Annotated in this window: 17 protein-coding genes; 9 read left to right on the plus strand and 8 right to left on the minus strand. The window is 48.4% G+C overall.

The window, feature by feature from the left end; translation table 11 throughout:
• Nucleotides 1-263: 263 nt before the first annotated feature.
• The 5 genes from RQP50_RS03805 to serC all read left to right on the plus strand — a co-directional run bounded on the left by RQP50_RS03805 (nucleotide 264) and on the right by serC (nucleotide 8388).
• Nucleotides 264-2429 carry a glycoside hydrolase family 3 N-terminal domain-containing protein gene (locus RQP50_RS03805; RefSeq protein ID WP_315743374.1) on the plus strand — a complete coding sequence of 722 codons (2166 nt, stop codon included), beginning with the start codon at nucleotides 264-266 and terminating at the stop codon, nucleotides 2427-2429.
• Nucleotides 2430-2551: 122 nt separating this feature from the next.
• Entirely contained in the window at nucleotides 2552-5947 is a 3396-nt protein-coding gene (locus RQP50_RS03810; RefSeq protein ID WP_315743376.1) for a GH36-type glycosyl hydrolase domain-containing protein, read from the plus strand.
• A 177-nt stretch (nucleotides 5948-6124) separates the two neighbouring features.
• On the plus strand, nucleotides 6125-7090 hold the full coding sequence (locus RQP50_RS03815) for a LacI family DNA-binding transcriptional regulator (RefSeq protein ID WP_315743378.1): 966 nt from the start codon (nucleotides 6125-6127) through the stop codon (nucleotides 7088-7090).
• Between the two features lie 88 nt (nucleotides 7091-7178).
• Nucleotides 7179-7325: a hypothetical protein gene (locus RQP50_RS03820; protein ID WP_174810067.1), complete on the plus strand. Its 147-nt coding sequence runs from the start codon at nucleotides 7179-7181 to the stop codon at nucleotides 7323-7325.
• Complete coding sequence (gene serC, locus RQP50_RS03825; protein WP_072731313.1) at nucleotides 7297-8388, plus strand: 3-phosphoserine/phosphohydroxythreonine transaminase; 1092 nt, start codon at nucleotides 7297-7299, stop codon at nucleotides 8386-8388. The genes RQP50_RS03820 and serC overlap by 29 nt, the downstream gene beginning before the upstream one ends.
• Nucleotides 8389-8492: 104 nt before the next feature.
• Here serC and RQP50_RS03830 read toward each other — a convergent pair whose 3' ends face one another.
• The 4 genes from RQP50_RS03830 to RQP50_RS03845 all read right to left on the minus strand — a co-directional run bounded on the left by RQP50_RS03830 (nucleotide 8493) and on the right by RQP50_RS03845 (nucleotide 13790).
• Nucleotides 8493-9077: a DUF3238 domain-containing protein gene (locus RQP50_RS03830; RefSeq protein ID WP_072731312.1), complete on the minus strand. Its 585-nt coding sequence runs from the start codon at nucleotides 9075-9077 to the stop codon at nucleotides 8493-8495.
• 133 nt (nucleotides 9078-9210) lie between these two features.
• On the minus strand, nucleotides 9211-9921 hold the full coding sequence (locus RQP50_RS03835) for a response regulator transcription factor (RefSeq protein WP_021252585.1): 711 nt from the start codon (nucleotides 9919-9921) through the stop codon (nucleotides 9211-9213).
• 261 nt (nucleotides 9922-10182) lie between these two features.
• Nucleotides 10183-13344 carry an MMPL/RND family transporter gene (locus RQP50_RS03840; RefSeq protein WP_315743384.1) on the minus strand — a complete coding sequence of 1054 codons (3162 nt, stop codon included), beginning with the start codon at nucleotides 13342-13344 and terminating at the stop codon, nucleotides 10183-10185.
• Entirely contained in the window at nucleotides 13341-13790 is a 450-nt protein-coding gene (locus RQP50_RS03845) for a MarR family winged helix-turn-helix transcriptional regulator (RefSeq protein ID WP_072731309.1), read from the minus strand. Before RQP50_RS03845 ends, RQP50_RS03840 begins: the two co-directional genes overlap by 4 nt.
• Before the next feature lie 219 nt (nucleotides 13791-14009).
• On the opposite strand from RQP50_RS03845, the gene trmL reads away from it, so the two are divergent.
• Together trmL and RQP50_RS03855 are read left to right on the plus strand one after the other, a co-directional pair.
• The gene (gene trmL, locus RQP50_RS03850) at nucleotides 14010-14474 is read left to right on the plus strand and encodes a tRNA (uridine(34)/cytosine(34)/5-carboxymethylaminomethyluridine(34)-2'-O)-methyltransferase TrmL (protein WP_021261527.1); all 465 of its coding nucleotides are present in this window, start codon (nucleotides 14010-14012) and stop codon (nucleotides 14472-14474) included.
• A gap of 143 nt (nucleotides 14475-14617) precedes the next feature.
• Nucleotides 14618-14866 carry an AbrB/MazE/SpoVT family DNA-binding domain-containing protein gene (locus tag RQP50_RS03855; protein WP_021261526.1) on the plus strand — a complete coding sequence of 83 codons (249 nt, stop codon included), beginning with the start codon at nucleotides 14618-14620 and terminating at the stop codon, nucleotides 14864-14866.
• Between the two features lie 147 nt (nucleotides 14867-15013).
• Here RQP50_RS03855 and RQP50_RS03860 read toward each other — a convergent pair whose 3' ends face one another.
• The 4 genes from RQP50_RS03860 to RQP50_RS03875 form a co-directional block, all read right to left on the minus strand.
• Entirely contained in the window at nucleotides 15014-15295 is a 282-nt protein-coding gene (locus tag RQP50_RS03860) for a 50S ribosomal protein L25 (RefSeq protein ID WP_072731307.1), read from the minus strand.
• A gap of 38 nt (nucleotides 15296-15333) precedes the next feature.
• Nucleotides 15334-15543 (minus strand): sporulation protein Cse60, encoded by a 210-nt coding sequence (locus RQP50_RS03865; RefSeq protein WP_021252579.1) that lies wholly within the window; start codon nucleotides 15541-15543, stop codon nucleotides 15334-15336.
• Between the two features lie 388 nt (nucleotides 15544-15931).
• Complete coding sequence (locus RQP50_RS03870; protein ID WP_072731306.1) at nucleotides 15932-16999, minus strand: phosphodiester glycosidase family protein; 1068 nt, start codon at nucleotides 16997-16999, stop codon at nucleotides 15932-15934.
• A 17-nt stretch (nucleotides 17000-17016) separates the two neighbouring features.
• Entirely contained in the window at nucleotides 17017-17427 is a 411-nt protein-coding gene (locus tag RQP50_RS03875) for a hypothetical protein (protein WP_021252577.1), read from the minus strand.
• A gap of 200 nt (nucleotides 17428-17627) precedes the next feature.
• Here RQP50_RS03875 and RQP50_RS03880 point away from each other — a divergent pair, with 200 nt between their 5' ends.
• Nucleotides 17628-20000: a sensor histidine kinase gene (locus RQP50_RS03880; RefSeq protein ID WP_072731305.1), complete on the plus strand. Its 2373-nt coding sequence runs from the start codon at nucleotides 17628-17630 to the stop codon at nucleotides 19998-20000.
• Nucleotides 20001-20353: 353 nt separating this feature from the next.
• Nucleotides 20354-21565, plus strand: a complete 1212-nt coding sequence (locus RQP50_RS03885) for an aminotransferase-like domain-containing protein (protein WP_072731303.1) — start codon at nucleotides 20354-20356, stop codon at nucleotides 21563-21565.
• The last annotated feature ends 71 nt before the right edge of the window (nucleotides 21566-21636 follow it).

A 21636-nucleotide genomic window follows, 5' to 3' on the forward strand; every position in this document is an offset into this window, starting at 1 on the left:
TGTTTAAAAAGAACCCGGTATGCCAACTGTTGCAAACGGCTTGCTGCTGCCGGGTTCCTGTTTCACAACATTATTCTTCTCAATGAGGAATTTGCACAACCGATGATTCGCTGCACCTTGGTGTATGTATAACGGAGTCAAGTATTTGCGCAAGTCCCTGAGGAAGGAGAATCACTACTTTAGGAAATGAAAATGAAATCCCTTCGAATGATGACAAGTCAATGATCGTTCAAACGAGAAATTCGAACCGTGGAGGAACTATTATGGATAATCAACAACTTCAAGCGCTTGTACTACAGATGACATTGGAAGAGAAAATTGCTCAGCTGCTGCAGCTTACGGGACATTTTCATGAAGGCTCGGACAGCGACGGGCAGGTAACGGGGCCAATGGAGGAAATGGGCATAACGGAGCAGATGGTTGCGGCGAGCGGCTCTGTGCTTGGCTTGTCCGGGGCGCAGGCGGTAATCGATGTGCAGCAGAATTATATGAAGAAAAGCCGCCTCGCCATTCCGCTTCTGTTCATGGCAGATGTCGTTCACGGCTTCAAGACCATTTTCCCGATTCCGCTCGCGATCGGCTGCTCGTGGAATACGGAGCTCGCAGAACAGAGTGCGGCAATCGCGGCGCGAGAGTCGGCTGTCTCGGGCATTCATGTGACGTTCGCACCAATGGTCGATCTGGTGCGTGATCCGCGCTGGGGAAGAGTGATGGAAACGACGGGCGAGGATCCGCATCTGAACAGCTTATTCGCGCGGGCGTTCGTGCGCGGTTATCAAGGCAGCGATATAAAGGGAGATTTGGAGCGGCTGGCCGCATGTGTGAAGCATTTTGCCGCTTATGGGGCACCGGAAGGAGGCCGCGAGTACAACACGGTTGATATGTCGGAGAGAGCCTTGCGCGAATATTACTTGCCTGCGTACAAGGCAGCACTGGACGAAGGCTGCGAGATGGTCATGTCCTCCTTCAATACCGTCGACGGTATACCAGCGACAGGCAATGAGAAGCTGCTGCGCGGCATTCTGCGTGAGGAATGGGACTTCGGCGGCATTGTGATATCGGACTGGGCTTCCATACGGGAAATGATTGCTCACGGTGCGGCTGAGGATGATCGCGAAGCAGCTCTTCGTGCTATACGAGCGGGCGTGGACATCGAGATGATGACGCCGTGCTACGTACATCATTTGCCGGGGCTTATCCACGAAGGCAAGGTAGATGTGGCGCTTGTTGATGAAGCGGTGCTGCGCATTCTGCGCCTTAAGGACAAGCTGGGCCTATTCGAGAATCCGCTGCGCGGCGCGAATCCGGAACGGGAGCGTGAGATTCTTTACTGCGAGGAGCATCGCAAGGCATCCTACGAGCTGGCAGCTAAATCCTGCGTTCTGCTGAAAAATAACGGCATACTGCCGCTGCAGCCTGATACTAAGGTGGCGCTGATTGGGCCATTCGCCCAGAGCGAGGACATATTAGGCTGGTGGTCCTGCGTCGGTGCGAAGGAGGATGCGGTGAAGCTGGGCGATGCCTTGTTGGAGCGGCTGCCAAGCGGGCAGTTGAGCATCGCGGCTGGATGCGGCATCGAGTGTATGACAGCAGCTCAGTTGAAGGAAGCGCTCAATACGGCTGCTGCCGCGGATGTCATCGTGCTTGCGCTGGGCGAGGAATCCGCGATGAGCGGCGAAGGCGCCTCCCGTACAGATCTTCGTCTGCCGGAAGTGCAGCTTGATCTAGTGAAGCAGTTGAAGACGCTTGGCAAGCCGATGGCTGCTGTCTTGTTCAATGGCCGGCCGCTCGATCTGCATGGCGTCATCGAATCAGCAGATGCTGTATTGGAAGCATGGTTCCCTGGCAGTGAAGGAGGAGCAGCAGTTGCGGACATCTTGCTCGGCAAGGTGAATCCGTCAGGGCGGCTTGCGATGTCGTTCCCACAATCGGTCGGACAGGTTCCGGTTTATTACAATCATTTCAATACGGGAAGGCCGCTGAATCCGAGCAAGACGGATGAACGCTATGTCTCGAAATATATTGACTGCTCGAACGCTCCGCTGCTTCCGTTCGGCTACGGACTGTCCTATACATCGTTCGCCTACAGCAATCTGGAGCTTTCCAGCAGCGAGATATCAGATGAGGAGAAGCTTGAAATCCGGATAACGGTTACGAATACAGGAGCGAGAGCAGGTGTGGAAACGGTACAGCTGTATATCCGCGACATATCGGGCGAGGTTGTTCGTCCGCTGCGCGAACTGAAGGACTATGTGCAGATTGAGTTGGAATCAGGAGAAAGTAAGGAAATCTTATTCCACGTAACCGAGGAGCAGCTGAGATATCACCATTCCGATCTTCGCTTGGCAAGTGACGAAGGGATGTTCCAAGTACATGTTGGATCGAATAGTCGCGATACATTACAAGATTCTTTCCGACTCGTTCGCTGATGCTGATTTAAGAATAAGAGATGAGCTAATCAAAAAAGCATAGCCTTACTAGAACAACTAGAACTAGATTGATAGATACAATAGATGCCTTGCTATGAGCTGGGATAGGAGGAAGGGCAGACATGACGACAATAGAGAGATCAACGGAGTCGAAGTTTACGATACAAGCCGGCGAATTGCGCTTTACATTTTGGCCGAGCGGTGATTTGCATCAAGCAGTTAGCGGGCAGATCATGCTCAATCAGTTGGTGACGAGTCCGCTTGATGGCTCGCTCAATAACTTATATCTGCGGATTCACGACGATTCGGGTATCCGCTTCTATCCGCTGCTCGGGATTCGCTCACGCAGCGCCGTGCGGGTGGAAGGGAACCAGGCCGTATGGGAAGGAGCCGTCGAGGGAGTAGCGTATACGGTTACCTTTGCACTTCTGAAAGAGGGCATTTGGTTCTGGGATATTGCGGTACGCGGGGAAGGTGTAACCGTCGATATCCTGTATGGCCAAGATCTTGGCGTTGCTTCAGTAGGTGCGGTACGCAGCAACGAGGCGTATCTGTCGCAATATATCGATCATGCTGTCTTCGAGGATGAAGAGATCGGCTGTGTTGTATGCTCACGCCAGAATCAACCGCAAGGTGGATCATTCCCTTATCTACAGCAGGGAGCGCTCAGCCGTGCGATTGGCTACTCGACTGACGGGTTTCAATTTTTCGGATTGTCCTATAAGGAATCCAACATACCGGTGAGTGTGATCAAGCCTTGTCTTTCCAATGAAGTGTATCAGTACGAGTTTGCCTATACTGCGCTGCAATCAGAGCGTGTTATGCTTCATGGAGAAGAGCGGTTTGTATTTTATGGCCTGTACAAAACAGACCATGCGGCTGCAATAACGGAGCTGGAGTATCGGGGCGAGGTTCGGCAGGCATGGGAAGCCTACTTGTCCGAGTCAAGTCATATAGCTGCGAACGAAAAAAATGCAGCATCGAATCCGTTAAATCCTGCCCAATTCAATGCCGATATTGCTGAACCCCTGCGGACGCTTTCGATGACAGAAGCAGAAGTACAGGCGCTTTTCCCGGAACGAAATCAGGAAGAGCGCATGGATGGCAAGCTGTTGTCCTTCTTCACAGATTCCTACGAGCATGTCGTGCTGAAGGAGAAGGAACTGCTCGTTGAACGTCCGCATGGTCATATCGTAATGAGCGGAAACAGCGTGAAGCTTGGCGCGCAGGTCATAACGTCGACTGCTTATATGTACGGCATTTTCAACTCGCATGTGGTGGTCGGCAACACAAATTTCAATAAAATGATGAGCAATGCCCGCAACCCGCTGAACGTGCCAAAGACGTCTGGGCAACGCGTCTATATACACCTGAACGGAAAGTATCGCCTGCTCGCGATGCCGTCCATGTTCGAGATGGGCTTCAATTACGCGCGCTGGTATTACAAGACTGACGACGACATGCTAATTGTGACGAATTACACGGCATCGGACGCGCCTGAGATCCGCTTGAACGTCCGCTCTGTGAATGGAACGGCCTATAAGTATGTGGTCACCAATCAAGTAACGATGAATGTCAACGAGTACGAGCTTCCGGTTCACATGAAGCAGGAGGGCGGAATGCTGATCTTCCATGCGAATCAGAAATCACTGAGCGCTAAGGTATGCCCGAATCTAGAATATCGCATGTGGGTGGAAGGGGCGTCAGTGACGATCGGTGATGAGACGATGCTGGCAAGCTGCATCCAATCTGGTGACGCTTCACTTGTTGTCATGCAGCTTGATATGAATCAAGAATGGACGTTAACAATTCAGGGATTGCTGGAGGGACGAGAGAACGCAGCGAATTCGGAACACTCCCCGGGGACACGTGATATCCAAACCGAAATGGACGCATACCGTGCATTTTTGAAAGGCTTGATGAACGAATTCCATCTATCGTATGGAGCGGGACAATCCGATGAGCTATTCAAGATGAATGCCTTGTCGTGGTGGTACACACATAACATGCTCGTTCATTATGCAGTGCCGCACGGACTAGAACAGTATGGCGGAGCGGCTTGGGGGACGCGTGACGTATGCCAAGGGCCGGTTGAATATTTCATGGCTACTCACAAGTACGAGCAGGTGCGGGATATTGTGAAGATGGTCTATTCCCACCAATATGAGGACGATGGAAACTGGCCGCAATGGTTTATGTTCGATGAGTACTTTACGGTACAGCAGGAGGAGAGCCACGGGGATATTATCGTATGGCCGCTCAAGGTGCTGGGCGATTATTTGACGGCAACCGGGGATTACAGTATTTTGAAGGAAAAGGTTCCTTATACCATGAAGCAGCGTTTTGACTTTACGGCGGATAAGGCGACCATACTGGAGCATGCCATCAAGGAAATCTCGTATATTCGCAATCATTTCCTACATGATACGCATTTATCATCTTATGGCGATGGAGATTGGGATGATACGCTGCAGCCGGCGAATGCGCAGTTGAAGAAATATATGATCAGCAGTTGGACCGTGGCACTTACGTATCAAGCAATGAAGCAATTCGCTGATGTGCTGCTGGCAGTGGACAAGAAGCTGGCTGAGGAATTGCAAGAGATCGCATCCGGCATTGAACAGGACTATAAGCGCTGCATGCTGCACACGGAGGTTATTCCCGGCTTCATCTATATGGAAGATCCGGCGCATGCCAAGTTGATGCTGCATCCGACAGACACGGATACTGGCATTCAATATCGGCTTCTGCCGATGACGCGCAGCATAATTGCCGAACTGGTCGATGAGAAGCAGGCTCACATTAATTATCGCTTGATTCAGGATAATCTGTCGTTCCCGGATGGTGTGCGGCTTATGAATCGACCGGCTCAATATGCGGGCGGCGTCAGCACTCACTTTAAGCGGGCTGAGCAGGCGTCGAACTTCGGACGCGAGGTAGGACTGCAATATGTGCATGCGCATATTCGTTATGTTGAAGCGATGGCGAAGCTTGGGTGTGCGAACGATGCTTGGCGGGGCTTGGAGACGATTAATCCCGTTGGTATTCGGGAAGTCGTCCCTAACGCAGAGCTGCGCCAAAGCAATGCCTACTTCAGCAGCTCTGACGGGAAGTTTCATTCCCGGTATGAGGCGCAGGCGAATATGGATGCGCTTCGCAGTGGATCGGTGCAGGTGAAGGGTGGATGGAGAATCTACTCCAGTGGTCCGGGAATCTATATGAATCAACTAATTGCAAATGTGCTTGGTATTCGGCAGGCTGGAGGCGATTTGGTCATTGATCCTGTGCTTCCGAACACGATGGATGGGCTGCATTTTGACTATCAATTTGCCGGAAGACAGGTTACCTTCATCTATCATATTGCAGGCGGTGGCGTGAGCCGCGCGGCGATAAATGGGACGCAGGTGAATGCGGAGCGGCTGAATAACCCGTATCGGCAGGCTGGCATACAAATCGCCAGTGCGGATATGGAACGCGAATGGAGAAGCGGTGGAAATCGGATAGAAATATGGATGTAAGGAAGGCAAAGGCGATCTTTTCCGGGTCGCCCTTTTCCCTATAATGCTACAATAGGGAAAGGACATCTGAAGAGTATGAACGGACATCGGCACATCTCAGTAAGACAAAGCGGCATCCGAACAGATGCAACATCATAAGGAAGAAGGATTGGTTATCAAACGGAGGATTGAGGACACGTGGTCAGTATAAAGGATATCGCTAAAAAAGCAGGAGTTTCAATTTCAACGGTATCTTATGCCCTGAATGGCAGCAGCAAGGTGACGGATGAGACAAGCTCAAAAATATTGGCTATTGCCAGAGAATTGAACTATGTACCGAACGCCGCTGCCCGCAATTTGAAAAAAAGAGAAACGAAGATCATCGGCGCCTTTTTAACAGACTTCAAGGGCGAAGTATATGGCGAATTGCTGGACGGCATGAAGAAGGTATGCAATGCGCAGGGCTATGATCTGATCGTATGCAGTGGGAAGCAGTCTCACCGCATGCTGCCGGAACGAATGATCGACGGCGCCGTCATTCTCGATCAGACGTTCACGAGCGAGGAACTGCTTATGTACGCTGATCGCAATCATAAGATTGTGGTGATGGATCGGGAATTGGATCATCCGAACATTAATCAGGTGCTGTTGGACAACAAGGCGGGTGCGACCTTGGCGACGGAATATTTGGTGGAGCAGGGGCACCAGAAGATTTATATTGTGACAGGCCCGCCTGGATCGTATGATTCTGAGCAGCGGATGAAGGCAGTGAAGCTCGTATCGGATCGGGCAGCGAATGTGGAGTGGGTTGAAATCGTCGGCGACTTCAACAAAAGCGGCGGTGAGAAGGCTGCCGAGCAAATCTTGCAGGAGTACACTAGGCCAGCAGCTGTATTCTGCTTGAACGATGAAATGGCGGTTGGGTTGTACAATCGCATATCAGATACAGAGCTCCGTGTTGGCGAGGATATTCATCTGATCGGGTTTGACAATATTGAGCTGACTCGCTATATGCAGCCGCGACTCGCAACCATCGATTATTCCAAGCACAAGTGGGGCTCGCTCGCATGCGAGCAGCTGCTTAAGATGATTGCGGAGGAGAAGGTTGAGCATGAGCGCGTCTACGTTACCCTCGTTAAGGGGGAATCCGTAGGTAAAGGTTAACAATTATGGGTTCAACTATACCTTATAAGTAATGAGTATCGCTCGATGACTAAGTCAATCTATTGCAAAACATATGGATTGCTCCTTGATGGCGAACCCAAATACTGCTATCATTATCGATAAAATATCGCTAGCAGAAGACGTTCGGATCATTTTATGGGCGCCTACGAACATGCTAGTCATGGAGACAAAGGTGGGAGAAACCGATGGGACAACATCGCGCGTACAATTTTAATGCAGGGCCGGCAGCGCTGCCGCTGGCTGTATTGGAGCGAGCACAAGCCGAATTCGTAGATTTTCAAGAGCAAGGCATGTCCATTATGGAAATGTCGCACCGCGGAGCGGTATATGAACAGGTTCATAATGAAGCGAAACAATTGCTGAAGGAATTGCTGAACATTCCTTCCGGGTACGATGTATTGTTCCTGCAAGGCGGAGCTAGCACACAATTCGCGATGGTGCCGATGAATTTGCTCACTGAAGGCAAAGTAGGCGCATATGTACATACCGGAAGCTGGGCGGAGAAAGCAATTAAAGAAGCCGAGCTGATTGGTGCAACGCGCGTTATTGCTTCGACAGAAGCGGATCGCTTTATGCGCGTTCCGATGCCAGAAGAGGTAGTCGCACCAGAGGATGCGGCCTATGTGCACATCACTTCCAATGAGACAATTGGCGGAACGCAGTACCATGCTTATCCAGACAGCGGTTCTGTACCCCTTATTGGGGATTTGTCCAGTGACATTTTGTGCCGTCCAGTAGATGTATCCAAGTTCGGCATGATCTACGCAGGCGCTCAGAAGAATCTGGGGCCATCTGGAGTAACCGTCGTCATTGCGAAGGAAGAACTAATTGCGAGCAGCCCGAAGACGATTCCGACGATGCTTCGCTACAGTACTCATTATAAAAATAATTCCTTGTACAATACACCACCTTCCTTCTCCATCTACATGGTCAATCTGGTGCTGCAATGGCTGAAGGAGCGCGGCGGGCTTGAGCAGGTTGAACGCGATAACCAAGCTAAGGCAGAACTCTTGTACAGCACGATTGATGCTAGCGGAGAGTTCTATCGCGGCTGTGCGGAGCGCGGAAGCCGCTCCCTCATGAACGTGACCTTCCGCTTGGCGGACGAAGAGCTTGAGAAGGCCTTCATTAAGCAAGCTGGCGAAGCAGGATTCGTAGGTCTGAAAGGACACCGCAGCGTTGGCGGGCTCCGTGCTTCCATCTATAACGCAGTTCCATATGAGAGCTGTGAGGCTCTTGCGCAGTTCATGAAGCAGTTCCAACAGCGCAACGGTTAAAGGGAAAAGTGAAATCATTGTTCTTATAAATAAAAACGAGTTAGTGGGAAGTTGCTCCCGCTAGCTCGTTTTTTTGTTTGCCTGTATAGAGCGCCAATTTTCCGTTATAACACTTTTTTGAAATGGTACTCCATTTCCCCGGCCAGAGCTTGAGCGGTATCTCCGGTTTCTCTGAAATCATGAATATAGATTTGTTCAAATGCTCCAAAGTCTACTTGCTTATAAAATTCAAAACACGGGAATCCATCATGGCTGCCCTCAACTTCAACGGCACCATTTTCTGTAACTCGTATGTGTAATAAATAATCAACAGGAGGCGCAAGTGCTAGTAATGGATTACTGGCACTTGCACGCATTTGGAACATGACTTCATTAGAGCCCCAACGAATATGGGAACACAAAATGCCCTCTGTACTGGCTTTGCCGGTTCTTTTATGCTCAGAGCCATCTGGGTGAGTCACTTTTTCGGTTGTGATGCCAGTATTCGAATAGGAGAACACTTCCTTTTTATAAAAATCAACAACAACTTCTTGCTCCACTCTGGAACGCATCGCGTTTACGGCATAGGGTGTAAATTCGCGAGTGTCGCCTTCGTATTGAATGATATTTCCCGTATCCAACTCTTGCTTCGGCTCCGTCCAAGACATAGGTATAAAAACACTTGCTCGAATTTTAACAATGTTCGCCATAGCACCCTCCATGGTCATGAAATTGTGTTCGTTCATTCATAATAGCCCAGTGAGTTGATTATGCAGGAAAAACAAATAAAAACCCCGCCTGCTCGGGGAAACAGGCGGGGCTATATCGGAAATGAGGAATAAGTTAGGCCAAGTGACGCTTTGTCGGTTCTGTAAGCTTGTAGCCTACATTGCGAATCGTCATGATATATTCAGGGCTGCGCGCGTTTTTTTCCAGCTTGTCGCGCAGATGGCTAATATGGACATCGACGATGCGTGTATCGCCGAGGAAGTGATAATCCCATACGCCGTGCAGCAGCTGCTGTCGGCTCAATACCTTGCCGCGATGACGGCATAGGAAGACGAGCAGTTCGAACTCCTTCGGAGTTAGCTCCACATCCCGGCCTTCCAGCTTCACTTCTCGCTGATCTGCCATGACGTGCAGACTGCCGATTTGGTACACCTGTCCTTCATCTACAAGAGGAAGGGAACGGATGCGGCGCATAACAGCCTGAATGCGGGATATAAGCTCCTGCGGGGAGAAAGGCTTCGTCATATAATCGTCAGCCCCATTATCTAATCCATCAATCTTATCGCCTATTTCATGCATCGCTGTCAGCATAATGACAGGCACCATATTGTTCGCCACGCGCAGCTTGCGGCATACTTCCAATCCATCGCTCTTCGGCAGCATGCGGTCAAGTATGATCAGATCTGGACGGAAAGTGGATAGAACATCAAATACAGCCTCCCCATCATAAACACACAGAACGTCATAGCCGGCCAGCTTCAAATTATATTCAATGAGGGTAGAGATTGAAGGTTCGTCATCAACAACTAAAATTTTGGATTTCAAAATAGTCCCTCCCACAATTCTTTTAGTAAGTAATCGGTTGAACGATTTATTGCATTCGATATCGTGCACCAAATTGTTTACCGATCGAATGCCATATACCAACATTATGAAGGATATTCGTCAGCGGCATATTAAGCAAACGTAAACTGGGTGTAAAAAATAGAGGAACCGATGCTCGGTTCCTCTTCAACATTGCGGATGTATTTCATGTGATCAATGGATATTCAATAGATTAATACTCACATGACGCAGAAAAGCAGTTTAGGCACTAACTTGCCGCTTCGCTTTCTCGTCCTGCTGCTTATGGAAGAACGGCCACCAGTTGGCAGAACCGAACGTCTTGACCATGACGGGTACGAAGAACGGCAGGATGAGGAATGTATACAGAGTAAGTCCGGATAATACGACGGTTGCAATTTGCATCATGGACAGTACGCCTGATGGATAGAAGGAAGCAAATGTTCCTCCTAAGATGATTACGGCGGAAATTATAACCGTCCCCATATTTTTCATCGCATATAGGATTGCATCCTTCACATCCAGATGCTTATTCTCATTGAAGCGCTCCATCAAGAAGATGCTGTAATCGACGCCAAGTGCCATCAGCATAACGAAGCCGAAGAATGGAGCTGCCCATGTAACGCCGGAGTAATCCAGCATCTTCGTAAAGATCACTTCCGTAATTCCCATCGAAGTGAAGAAGGTAAGCAGCAAGGATGCTACGATATACAGCGGCATAATGATGGATCGGAACAGGACAATCAGGATGAGCAATATGCCGATGATCATGTACGTTACGGTTCTCATATAATCTTCACCAGACATTTGCTTCAAGTCGGCAAACGTGCTTGATACACCGCCAACTGCGAGCGTCGCCTTTTCCAAGGAAGTTCCCTTCACACTGCGATCCACAGCTGCCTTCACAGCGTCGATCCGATCGATAGCCGGGGTTCCATATGGATTATCAGCAAAGATGACGTCCAAGGTCATTATACTGCGATCCTCGGATAAGTACATATCGAGCGCCTTGCGGAAGGCGTCATTCGTTAATACTTCATCAGGAACGAACCAGCCGCCAAGCTCTTTATCCGGCGCTGTACTTACATTTTGCAAATATCCCTGAGCAGAGTTGAGCCCATCCGATACTTGCGTCAATCCATCGGCTCCATCCTTCAAGCCGGTCTTCAGCTTGCCAATCTGATCAGATAATTGCGAGAAGCCGTCTCCGATCTGTTTTTGGCCAGCTTGAAGTTTATCAAGTCCTGTTATAATGCCAGGGACTTTACTAATGATTTGGCCTTGGCCATTGGCTGCCTGCTTCAGACCCGACTCTAGCTGCGAGATGCCTGCAATGAGCTGATCGAACCCTGATGCCAGCGCCTTCTGGCCGGTAATGGCTTGCTCGTAGCCTTGGTTCGCCTGAGCCATGCCTCCGTTTACTTTCGCTAATGTAGATTGCATCTGTCCAAGAGCGCCGGATAATTGGGCTGCCCCTTGCCCAGCAGCGGTTACGGTACCGCGAATTGTCATATAATCAGCGTCTTTCAACAAATCTGGGAAGCGTTCCTCCAAGCTTGCGAATCGGCCCGTTAACGATTGCAGCGACTTGGTCAATTCGCTGAACTGTGTATTCATTTGGCCAACGCCGCTTGTTATTTCAGTAAGACCTTGCCCAATCTGCTTATAGGTATCGAGCAGCTTCTGATGAGCTTGGGCCAGCTTTTGCGCACTCTCCTTGGCCTGCTTCAGACCTTGCTGCAGTTGGCCGGCACCGGCAGAACCATCGCGAATGCCGGATTCAATGCGGCCAAGTCCGTCATTCAGCTGCTTGATTCCGGATTTCAGTTCTTCGGTTCCCGCGGTGAGCTGTGCTGCTCCGCTAGCTGCCTCTTTGAGCTTAGGCTCGTTTTTGCTTAATTCGTTGCTTGCCTCGGACAATCCATCTTTAATTTTGGATAATCCGTCATTTCCCTTGGATAGGCCGCTGTCAAGTGTCTTGACCTGTTCGGTAATTTGGAAGTCCTTGATTTCATCGCCAGCAGGTCGGCTAAGGCTGCGAACGCCCGCTACGCCATCTACCTTAATCAGCTCACGGCTCATTTTCTCGGCTACGGCCATATATTCGCCCACCTGAAGCGGGGAAGAGCTCTTGATGACGACCTGGGTCGGCATGGATTCGCCAGGCTCGAAGCTGTCTGCAATAATGTTGAAGGCTTTGACGGAATCGTATTTATCTCCGATTTCCTCCAAGCTGTTAAACGATACTTCACCCTTATAGGAAAATAGGAACGGAACAGTGACAGCTGCAACCACGAGCATTGCTGCCAGCGGTCGGCGCAGTGAGAATGAGCCAATGGCGCCCCACGAGCGGCTCTCTTTATGGTCGATCGATTTCTTCGCCGGCCAGAACAGCTTCTTGCCGAGCACGGCCATGAAGAACGGCACGACCGTTACTAATGCGAGCAGCATAATCGCAATTCCAATGGCAACTGCAACAGCAGAACGATACAAATTGAATTCGGAAAATCCAATCACGGAAAAACCGACAAGAACGGCGATTCCAGAGAAGAGGACTGTTTTGCCGGCAGTACGGTACGTAGCGGCAATCGCATCCCATAGGTCGTCGTGCTTAGCGAGCTCTTCCTTGTACCGACTGAGGAGCAGGATGCAGTAATCCGTTCCAATTCCGAATAAGACAGCCACCATAAAGATTTGCGTGAACGTCGATAACGGGAATTGGGTGCTTTCGACAAGAAATGCGACAATGGATTGTGAAATGATATAGCTCAGACCGACTGTTAACAGCGGAATGAAGGCTGCGACGATCGAGCGGAAGACGAAAAATAGGATGGCTAGAATGAATACAACGGTAATCAGTTCCGATTTCTTCAAACCTTCTTGTGAGCTGATGAGTTGGTCATTTTCAATCAGCTTGCGACCGGTAATGTAGTGTTCAACAGAAGTAGAAGCAAGTTCTTTATTGATTTGATCACGAATCTCTACCGGATTCGCTGTCTCGGTACTAACTGACAGGGAGGTGAGTACGGTTTTGTTGTCTTTGGAAATTAATTTATCCTTCAATTCAGACTGTCCGTAGGGTTCGAGCATGGAGACGATATGAAGGCTGTTTTTGTTCTGATTGAGCTGCTGAATAGCACGCTGAATATCTTTGGTATCCTTATCCGTCAATCCATTTGGATTATGGAAGACCAGTGCCAGACTCGTTTCATGTGCATTGCCTTTCGCATTGGACACTTCATCCATGATGCGGATCGCTTCTGCAGAGGAGTAGCCGTCAGGTACACCAATCGTACCATGCTCCTTCACAAGCTCAGATAGCGACGGTGCTGCTATGGCAAGAATAACAGCAACTGCCATCCAGGCCGTCATGACGGCCCATCTTGCTTTTAGTATCGTTCTCATGTTTGATTCTTCCCTTCTGTCATCAAGCGGGCGAGCTTCTCGTACGTCCCGATGAAGGTTTCGACTTCCGCTTCATTGAAATGAATCAGATAAGAGGAGACAATATCCTGTACCTGCTTATCCACTTGCTCATAGACCTTGTGCCCTTCCTCGGTTAAGGACAGCTCGATAACGCGCCGATCCTCCTCAGCAGGCGTGCGTTCTACGTAACCGTGATCGACAAGTCTATTAATAATGGCGGTAATGGAGCTCTTGACGACCTTGAATACGACGGCCAGATCGGTGGAAGTGCACTGCCCTCGCTGCTGAAGTACGCACATAATCTGGTATTGATCGATGGTTAGATGATTGGGGATTGCTTCTCCGATCTCGTTAAATAAATGCTTCATAACAGTAAATTCTGCGGTGATATACCGTTCGATGAGGGTTTTGGCATCTCGATTCACAACAATAGCTCCCTTATGATTTTAAATGGTTTTATAATCGAATCGTTCAATAGTCGAATCGTTCAATTGTAGAACTATAATAATTCATGCAAAATCCAATGTCAAACTTACTTTTATGAACATTGCGTAAAAAGTTCGATTTACTTGCTGCGCACGGAAATCAATAGGCTTGCTTAATTGGTGTATAATATAACAATGAAATATGTGAGGTGAACACAGATGGCTTTCAACATCGTTCTAGTTGAACCAGAAATACCAGCTAATACAGGAAATATTGCGCGCACTTGCGCAGCGACAGGGACTCATCTTCACTTGGTTCGTCCACTCGGGTTCCGAACGGACGATGCGACCTTGAAGCGTGCAGGTCTCGATTATTGGTATGCAGTAACGATTCATTACTATGATTCGTTCCAGGAACTTCAAGAGAAATACAAGGATGGCCGCTTCTTCTACTCGACGAAGAAAGCAGACAACTGCTACAGTGACTTCTCGTTCCAGGATGGGGACTTCTTCGTATTCGGCAAGGAGACAAAAGGTCTCCCTGAGGAGATCATTCATGCGAATCCAGAGACTTGCATGCGCATGCCAATGACGGATAAGGTTCGGTCACTCAACTTGTCTAATGCGGCGGCAATTGTCGTATATGAAGCGCTGCGTCAAGTAGACTTCTTTAATTTGCGGTAATTGCACCTTATTACAAGATTTGAATAAAAACGAATTGAATTGACAAATTTCAGCAGGATTTTGGATCGAGACATCGAAGTAGTAGGGGCAGTAGTTTCGAGGGTAAACATGAGAGAAGAGAATATTCAAGAGAGGTGGAACTGATGAAACCTGCCGGTGTTGTCCGTAAAGTCGATCAGCTGGGACGTATCGTACTTCCCAAATCACTGAGGAAGCGCTACCAGATGAACGAGGGGGATCCTGTTGAAATTTTGGTTCAAGGAGATCATATTATTCTAGAGCGCTACCGTCCGAAATGTGTATTTTGTGGCTCAATGGATGGGGTAGCAGATTTCAAGGATCGATACATATGCGCACAATGTATGCATGAAATGACTCATTTGGCTCGATAAAGAGAAACAAGAGGCGAAGCATCACACTCGGTGATGCTTCTTTTTAATTTGTGGAGCTATAAATAAATTAGCCAAGGGGAGAAGAGATTCTCCGACCTTGGCTGTATGATTATACTTGTAGTAGTGCTTGAAGGAAATGCAGGGGAATTACACACGCAGTAAGTCAGCATGCACAATGTCATTCGTAACAGGATGACGCTGAATCTCCTTGACGGTAGCCGTAATCGAATCTGCCCCGTCTAAGCTGAGTTCCAATTGGCTGCAAGTCGTATCTCTGACCCACATGGAGAACTTCTTCACATCCAAGTGAAGATTCACGCTCGTTCCCTTGTGCAGCAGGACACAAGGCAGCCGTCCATCCTTGCGAAGCTGCCGCAGTGTTCCTCGATCCTCGCTGTTTCTTGTTACTGCCTGAAAATGCTGCATCATGACAAACCTCTCCTTTTCAAATGTTCGGTGTATCGCAGCTATGGCTCATGCTTCCCAGCAGGAACACTAGCTGTCCGATAGATGACCAATATACAGCTTCTTTGCTCGGAGATTTCGCGATTTGGGCGATAACCTGCCGAGTATTTAATCTCAATAACTTGCTCTTCCTGCAGCGTTGCCAAAAACTCATTTGCCTTCTGCTCCGCTGTCACTGAGCCTACGTCTACAAACTCTCTTACCTGGATCATTGCATCAGTCCTTTCCTCACAGTAGACCATTAAATGTAAAATCCTATAAATATGCACGAAGGCATCTCGCCCCAGTGGGGCGAAATGCCTCGTTATTCTTATCGTATCAAGTTAGGTAACGGGTGTCAATCCAACCGGATGTATCCATATTTAGAAATGGAAGCATAAAAAAGAAGCCTTCCGCAATCGGAAAGCTCCTTCTTCTTACAAGCCGCTCGTCTTATCCTCATTGTAGCCAGCTGTTAACATAGCTACGATGAACATTGCGAATACGAGCATAATGATCCCAAAAGTTACGGACATGATATGCACACCCCCAATGGATGCCTTTATTATACCCAAAACATACCAAAATGAAAATATGAAATGCAGGTTGTTCCGTAAGTTGTCATTTGAAGAACAAGAAATGAGTAGGAAGAGATCGCATCTCGCCATCAGATGGTGTGTTGACAACTCGTCCATTGAATACAAGCGTCGATGAGCCTCCACCATCCAGGTTGTATGCATCTCTTACGCCGAGATTCGCCAGCTTGCGCTGCAGTTCCTCCAACGTAGCACCGGAGCTGCCGCCTTCGTTATAGCCGTCTACAACTAAGATGAGCAGCTGATCATCCTTGTAATTGCCGATAACGGTACGGGGCGCCCTCGCGGGTGACGTCTTCCATTTATCAGGGATCGTAAGACTCGCACCATTCTTTAATAGAACAGGGACGAAGGTTGCTCCATATTCAGGCTTAAGCTTGTCCAGCTCTTCCTTCTGATAGAACTGTCCGCCGATCAAGCGGGAATTGATGTCCATGCCGACGAAGGACAGATTCTTGAAGCTTGGCTCGAATGAAGGGACGTATTTGCCATTCACCACGGTCGTTCCAAGTGGATAGCGTTTGCCTCTGTTCTCTGCATAGCCGCCAGCGTTAATGCCAGCAACGGCATTATGCCGCTTCACAGCTTGCATTGTCGTCTCTGATCCGCCGTACTCGTCGCGGCCAAGTGTCATTCGCATTGCCTGCGGATCCTTCAATTTGACCTTCATCGCATATCCACGATAAGTGGGCTGATTGATTGTGTATAATTCCGCGCGCAGCTTCTCGCTGTCGATGCGCTCCTTCGGTGTGCCGAGCCGCGATGATATCCGGCGATCATAGATACGCTCTGGCCGCTTCGCTTGGCTGTTCGCCGATTGAACGATGTCATTCATCGTTGTGGTCGTCCGATTATACAAGGTAGAGATACGTCGTACGGATTCGATTGTATAGACGGCCGTCTCCTTTGCTTTATCCAATTGAGTGGATACTTGAGCCTGCGTCTTATTGAATGCTGCTGGCTCAGCAAGCGGCTTGTTATCGAATTGAAGCGACACGCTCTGCGAAGAGATCAGCATCCAGATCATCATGCCAAGAAAAGGTGCAGTGATCATCATGAATAGCCGATTGACCACTTTTACTTGCAATTTCATAAAAACCGCCTCGCTTGTTATTTCAACAAATCCATCTTCTTCTGCAGCTCCGCAAGCTGCTTCTTCACTTCGTTCAATTGTGTATACAGCTTGTTGCTGTTGTCTGTTTTGTTCGAAGTATTATCCTTTGTAAACGTAAGTAGTTCATTGAACGATTGAACTTTGCTTTGCATGGCATCCATCTTCTTATTTAACTCGCCGAGCTGCTTTTCGTAGTCTAATTTGACTTGCTGCAGTTGGGCCTCGGTTTGCACTTGAATTTCCTGAAGCATTGTTTTCTTCATATGGGTGCTGTAGAAGTAGGTAGCCGTTACTCCAATACCGATCATAATGACCCAGAAGAGGAGAAACCATTTGGCGCTAGCTCCGCTCGTCTTCGTTCGGGAGCGACGTGCCGTGTCGCGTTCCGTCTGTGCTGTTGGTTGCAATTGAATCACCTCGAAAGAAGTCGAATGGTAACGTAAAAACATTACCCATTCTAGCATGAATTCTATCATTATTGGGGGAAGAGATGCAAAATTCATACAAATCTTGCATTGAAGTTACAGGAAGCGTTCGTTAGAATAAAGAAAGGTTTGTGATGAAATTTGTCGATAAATGATTCTTCTGTCAGGGGTAAAGAAGAGAGATGGAGAAAAAAGGAATAAAATCGAAAAATTTGAAAACGATTACAAAAATAGGGTTATTAGTATTACTCGTATTGCAGTGTTGGTTCGTATTTGTAACGGTTCGGTATCCTTATTTAGGGATTCGTGTGCAGGTAGAGCAAGGGGTATGGACAATCGCCGAATTCTCAAAAGAGGCATTCGCGACAAGACACCACCTGCAGGTTGGTGACCGGATCATTAGCATTAACGGCAACCCGCCAAATGAACATCCAACCGTCCGACGATGGCACACGATTGAACAAGCGGAATATATCGTTATTGATCACTCTGGACATAGCAGGCTTATCGATATAGCGTACGAACCTCGTCATCCGTTTTCTGGAGTGCTGCCGTTTGCGAGTGAGTTTATCTTCATTGTACTTGCAGGATACATATGGTGGAAGGAACGTTCCAGCTTGTCCATGAGAATGCTGTCATGCTTGCTGCTTATAATGGTCATTATCTATATGAGCATGGGAGCTACATTCCGGGGAGATATACTTGGTCAGATTATTATTTGGTGCGCCGTAGCCTTAATACCGATCGTTCTGCTGCATTTCATCGCACAATTTTTCTATGAGAAAGCGGGTATCGCATATTCACGGCGCGGCATTCACGTGTTCTATGGAATCGTTGGCTTATACTTTGTGTTAAAAACAACGCTTCTAATGACCGATTATGTGTACGATGTGTACCAAATTGACAATATCGTAGCCGATTGGCTCTTTGTGAGCGGGGTGGCCTACAATTTCTATTGGATCGCATCCACTTATTATCGCAATCGGTTAAGCTCCCCTCATATCGCATCTGTCATTCGTTATGTGTGGATATGGATGGGGATTGCATTTACACCAATCCTGTTATTGACCTATGTTCCAATGATATTCCGTCAGGATCCGCTTGTACCGCCGCTATTGACGGGGTGGTTCACATTGCTGCTGCCATTAAGCTTTGTGTATTTGAATCGCTTCCATAAATTGTCTGACTTTGAAATTGTCATTAAGCGGGTCGTGTCGCTTGTTCTTATCGCCATGGTTCCGGGGGCGCTCCTTGTTGGATTGAATGCGATCATCTTCGTTGAATCTCATACGATCGTGCAGCATATATTCAGCTTTGGCTTTATCGTTATCTTATTGTCCGTTCTGCTGTACAGCTTCCCATACTTCAATCGGAAGCTTTCAACAGCAATTTATCCGAGCAATCAGCGGCTGAAGGAGTCGCTGCAGCTGATTACGGCTCAATTAACTGCACTAGATACGATGCAGGAATGGAGCAAGGCGATCCTCTACTCCCTCATTAAGACCTTGAAGGTTCGGGGGGCAGCACTTGTGATCAAAAACCCGCATAATGATATCGAGCTCTATATTGATGGTGGACTCGATGCAACAGATGTGGAGCGGCGAGTTCGTTCGGGTCAATTCTATTCCGAGTCGGCTTATTGGTTCGAGGTTGAACGGCATGATGTGTACATTGCGTATTTGGTAGTCGCACATCGTGAAGATGGAACTGAGCTGAACATGGAGGAACAAGAATGGATACGTCAGTTAATCCGCTATATGAATATCGGCATGAAGAAAGTGATGATGATTCATTTGCTGAATACGCAAGTAGAGCAGCTGAAACGGGAAACCGAACGGAAGCCTGTAACCTTGCAATCCTTAACAACAGGGCCGTGGGTGATTGAGAAAATGTTCGGCTCTATGGAGAAGGACAAAGGAAAACTGTCCAACATGCTGCAGCATACGGTTATGCGGCGCTTGCATGATGTTGGCATGCAGCTTGATGCCATTCACGCTAACACGGAAGCGACCGCTGTTCGGGAGCAGCTAGCTCAAGTAGAGAAGCAGTTGACAGACGTGAATATGGAACTGCGGCATACCTGTCTGGGGCTTGATCCGCAGCTTATGCACACGGCGGGCTTCGCTAATGCGGTTCGGCAATATATTGAAGGGGAATGCGGAGAGTGGAGTGAGCGCGTTCATTTCCAAGTGGATCAGGAAGCTGGGATTGATGCACTGTATCCGGCTATGAAGCTGCATGTATTCCGTATGGTGCAGGAGCTTCTGCATAATTCTGCCCAGCATGCTTATGCCAAAAATATTGACCTTCAAGTACGTAAGGATGAAGGGCAAATTGTCATTCTATATGAAGATGATGGAGTTGGTTTTGAAGCAGCAGCTGTGTTCAATGAACGTGCGAAGGTGAAGGGACTGAAGCTCCTCCGTGCCCGTGTTCTTCTGTTGAATGGCAGTATGACGTGGGATGCTTCACCAGGAGAAGGCGTCTGCATTATTATTTCGATTCCATTCCGCATGATGAATGGACTGATTCGCGGAGGAGAGCCACGCGCATAGCGGGTAGTTAAGGTTAATTTCATAATGATTGATATGAAAAAGGAGCGTCTCATCACCAGCTTCGGTGACAGGGTGCTCCTTTTTTGGACGATAACGAGAGCTAGTTGTACCTTGATCGATTATTAATATGTATTGGGTATAGTAGTTACCTTCGATAAGACATAAAATAGTAGTAGTATTGCACCCAACAATGAAGGGGCTTTAAACTTTGCGCACAATTTCTATATCATGTATTTATGATGCCGGATGCGCTTACATGTGACAAGATTGTGATGACTGCAAATCATACTCACCATTGCATTAATAAAGCGTTGGGTGTATCATTTTTGGAAATAGGAAGGGATGATACCGTTATGCAATATAATTTTTCTGCTCGCGTTCGCTCTGTAGAGAGCTCGGTAGTGCGCGATATTTTGAAATTAACACAGGGCAAGTCGATAATCTCTTTCGCTGGAGGATTACCGGCAGACGAACTGTTCCCAATTGATGCGATTCGTGAAGCTTCTGAGCGTGTATTCCGTCAAGGCCCGCAAGCCTTGCAATACGGATTGACAGAAGGTGCCGTTGTGCTGCGTGAGAGACTGGCTGCTCGTATGCAAACCAATCGCGGCATTGAATCGGAAGCAGATGAGATTCTAGTTACATCAGGCTCTCAGCAAGCGATTGACTTGTACGCAAGAGCATTGCTGGATCCAGGTGATGTTGTCCTCGTGGAGAATCCAACTTATCTTGCTTGCCTGCAAGTGCTTGGTTCCTACAGCGCCCGCATCATTCCGGTGGAGAGCGACAGCAACGGTATGGTTCCGGAAGATTTGGCCGCTAAGCTGAAAGAACATAATCCGAAATTTGTGTATGTAGTACCAACGTTCAGCAATCCGACAGGGCGAGTATGGAGCCTGGAGCGCAGACAAGCGTTGCTGGATCTATGCCGCGAGCATGAAGTTCTTATATTTGAGGATGATCCATACGGAGATTTGAAGTTTACAGATAACAAGGTACCGAATATCGCTTCCTTGGAAGGGAAAACAGAGGAGCGAATTGTAGCCTATACGAGCACGTTCAGTAAGACAGTTGCTCCGGGACTGCGCACAGGCTGGATCGTTGCGGATAAGCAGGTTATTCGCATGATGGCTCGCGCGAAGCAATCTGCGGATCTCCATTCCAGTGTTCTGGATCAGTTGATCCTTAGTGAGATGCTCTTGCCAGAAGTATTTGATCTGGATGGACATATTCGCAAGCTGTCATCCGTGTACAAAGAACGAATGGAGACGATGGCCTCCGAATTGCAGCAGGAGATGTGGAAGGACGCGAAGTGGAATACGCCTCAAGGCGGCATGTTCTTCTGGGTAGAGCTTCCTGAAGGCTTGGATGCCCAAGCATTGCTCAAGGTTGCTGTAGAGAAGGGTGTAGCATTCGTTCCGGGCATGTCCTTCTATGCAGGTGAACCAAATCGCAACACAATGCGTCTTAACTATTCGTTTGCGCAGCCGAGTGTCATCCGTACCGGAATGGAGCGCCTGACAGAGGCAGCCTCCGAATTCTTGGGCCGTTACTCTGGTGTGTAAGCAATCGTACGCAAAACGTTCGTAAATGTAGAGATCATGAGAAGCAAGCAGTCCTGTCTGGGCTGCTTGCT

Source organism: Paenibacillus suaedae, assembly GCF_032337355.1.
Classification (GTDB): Bacteria; Bacillota; Bacilli; order Paenibacillales; family Paenibacillaceae; genus Paenibacillus_B; species Paenibacillus_B suaedae.

What these genes read in the sequence shown, in the direction of transcription:
- serC (WP_072731313.1), top strand. Translation starts at nt 7,297, where the DNA reads ATGGGACAACATCGCGCGTACAATTTTAATGCAGGGCCGGCAGCGCTG.
- RQP50_RS03840 (WP_315743384.1), bottom strand. Translation starts at nt 13,344, where the DNA reads ATGAGAACGATACTAAAAGCAAGATGGGCCGTCATGACGGCCTGGATG.
- RQP50_RS03880 (WP_072731305.1), top strand. Translation starts at nt 17,628, where the DNA reads ATGGAGAAAAAAGGAATAAAATCGAAAAATTTGAAAACGATTACAAAA.
- RQP50_RS03885 (WP_072731303.1), top strand. Translation starts at nt 20,354, where the DNA reads ATGCAATATAATTTTTCTGCTCGCGTTCGCTCTGTAGAGAGCTCGGTA.
- RQP50_RS03830 (WP_072731312.1), bottom strand. Translation starts at nt 9,077, where the DNA reads ATGGCGAACATTGTTAAAATTCGAGCAAGTGTTTTTATACCTATGTCT.
- trmL (WP_021261527.1), top strand. Translation starts at nt 14,010, where the DNA reads ATGGCTTTCAACATCGTTCTAGTTGAACCAGAAATACCAGCTAATACA.
- RQP50_RS03870 (WP_072731306.1), bottom strand. Translation starts at nt 16,999, where the DNA reads ATGAAATTGCAAGTAAAAGTGGTCAATCGGCTATTCATGATGATCACT.
- RQP50_RS03820 (WP_174810067.1), top strand. Translation starts at nt 7,179, where the DNA reads ATGGCGAACCCAAATACTGCTATCATTATCGATAAAATATCGCTAGCA.
- RQP50_RS03860 (WP_072731307.1), bottom strand. Translation starts at nt 15,295, where the DNA reads ATGATGCAGCATTTTCAGGCAGTAACAAGAAACAGCGAGGATCGAGGA.
- RQP50_RS03855 (WP_021261526.1), top strand. Translation starts at nt 14,618, where the DNA reads ATGAAACCTGCCGGTGTTGTCCGTAAAGTCGATCAGCTGGGACGTATC.
- RQP50_RS03865 (WP_021252579.1), bottom strand. Translation starts at nt 15,543, where the DNA reads ATGATCCAGGTAAGAGAGTTTGTAGACGTAGGCTCAGTGACAGCGGAG.
- RQP50_RS03810 (WP_315743376.1), top strand. Translation starts at nt 2,552, where the DNA reads ATGACGACAATAGAGAGATCAACGGAGTCGAAGTTTACGATACAAGCC.
- RQP50_RS03805 (WP_315743374.1), top strand. Translation starts at nt 264, where the DNA reads ATGGATAATCAACAACTTCAAGCGCTTGTACTACAGATGACATTGGAA.